Annotated in this window: 1 protein-coding gene; it reads right to left on the reverse strand. The window is 41.7% G+C overall.

Annotation, left to right across the window (positions count from 1 at the left end; translation table 11 throughout):
* Positions 1 to 67: 67 nt before the first annotated feature.
* Entirely contained in the window at positions 68 to 1,786 is a 1,719-nt protein-coding gene (locus EV207_RS22780) for an IS1634 family transposase (RefSeq protein WP_132748744.1), read from the reverse strand.
* Positions 1,787 to 1,894 lie beyond the last annotated feature (108 nt).

Here is a 1,894-nt window from a genome sequence, read left to right on the forward strand (position 1 = left end):
CAGCCTGGAACCCGCATGATTGCCGGCTTCATGGCTGTTTTAGTTTGTCAGAAAGTTGTAGGGTAAATCACCCTTTTTTCGTTGCTCCTAAAATTTTTTTTATTTCTCCGAGTGTCATGTATTTCTTCCCGAGATCGACCCCTAATTCTTCCTTGATATCGGAAAGCACCTCATCATAAAAATCAAACAGGTAATAGTTTTCTTGTATGTGGCTACATGAAGCCTTTTTGAGACTATCTAGTATGGCTGTAACCGAATACTTTCCTTTCAACCCACGTTCCAGAATCCTTACAATGACAAGGGACACAAAACAGGTAAGGAAGTGGGCCTCAATATGCTCTTGCCGGGACAGATAGACCGGTCTGCTTTCCAAGTCGCTTTTCGTCACTTTAAAGGATTCCTCTATTTTCCAGAGGCCTCTGTACAGTTCGATAATCCGGTCATCCGTTTCCTGATATTCACTCGTCATAATGGCGTAATAGCCATCCAATTCCTCTTCCTTTTTCAACTTTTCCTCATCAAAAAACAAAGACTGTTTGGCGCTATCAAGTATCTCACCCGTTTTCTTATCGAAGGTCAGATTTTTTACATATTTGGCCGCACCGACCGATGTTGCTCTGTTGTATTTGGAAGGATTGCCAACGAGATCCCTTGCTTTTTCCAGTGCTGCAGCCCGGTCTGCTTGGGCTTTTAAAGCGTACTTTCGGCTGTAAAAAATCACTTGTTTTTCATCTACCGTCTTCTTGATTTTTTTGCCGCTTTTGGCGGTAACCGTAATTTCTCTTGGATAGAGCCTTGATTTGATTTTGAAATCCTCACCGATAGAGCGGTAACCGTTCTGGTCTAGGACATAGTCTTTGAATTTTCGGTTGGCGCCGCGAATCGAATAACTAAGAATATAGCCGTTTTTCGCAGAGAGGGTATACCAGATGTTGTCCCCCGTGGTCATTCCTTTGTCTGCGACAACGATGATTTTCCCCAGTGAAAAATTGTGTTGTATCCTGCCGAGCATCGGGATTAGGGTTTGCTTATCCAGTGTGTTTCCGGCATAAAGTCCGTAAGTAATGGGAATGCCATCTGTATCCATGAACAACCCCATTTGCACGATGGGATCGGGGCGGTGTTCTTTGGAAACCCCTTTTCTTCTCAAGTCATCCTGTTCATCGATTTCAAAATAATAATTTGTCACATCATAGTAAACCAGGCTGGTATTGCGGCCGTGCTGTTCCTTAATTCGTTCATGCATCCACAGCTGGAGTGCATCCTTATGCTTATTGAAAAAAGCAAGACAACGATAGAGATCATCCAGGGAGAAGTCCGTCTTCTCAAAAAACATCTCCCTGTTTTGAAAGGTTTTCTTTTTGGATCCCGGATAAAGCAGGCGCGCGAAAACAAGCAGTTTCATGATGACGTTGGCATCATAATCGTTCTTGGTATGGCGTTGGCGGTTGATCAAAAAGGTGTGTATGCCAAGGTCATGATAGATCTTGCTCAGTGCGGCATATCCCAAATTTTTGCGGTTTGCCGTATCCTTTTGAATCCGCTCTTCACTGCCGACGCGAAACACCATGGCATATTTTTCTGATTCCTGCTCTTTATTCATTTCTTTGACTTTTTCTTCAAAATAGGCAATTGGATCGTCGTATTTTTTCTCTAATTCATCAAGATAGCCAAGAGACTCAATTGTCTTGGCTCTGGATTTTTTACTAACTTTGTCACGGTAGCTATGTACAATTGATAAATAAGTTCGGCCGGTCTTTTTATTTTTCACCTTTTTTAAATGCATCCGTACAACCCCTAACCCTTTATCTATAAATATTTTATCTTAATTCCCTATATTGGTCCACATAAATATGACAAAAAATAAAATTAAAAAATCCCGGAAACATCAATG

This window comes from Scopulibacillus darangshiensis, from assembly GCF_004341035.1.
Lineage (GTDB): Bacteria > Bacillota > Bacilli > Bacillales > Sporolactobacillaceae > Scopulibacillus > Scopulibacillus darangshiensis.

Excerpts from the sequence above, each read along its gene's own strand:
- EV207_RS22780 (WP_132748744.1), bottom strand. The coding sequence starts at position 1,786 with ATGCATTTAAAAAAGGTGAAAAATAAAAAGACCGGCCGAACTTATTTA.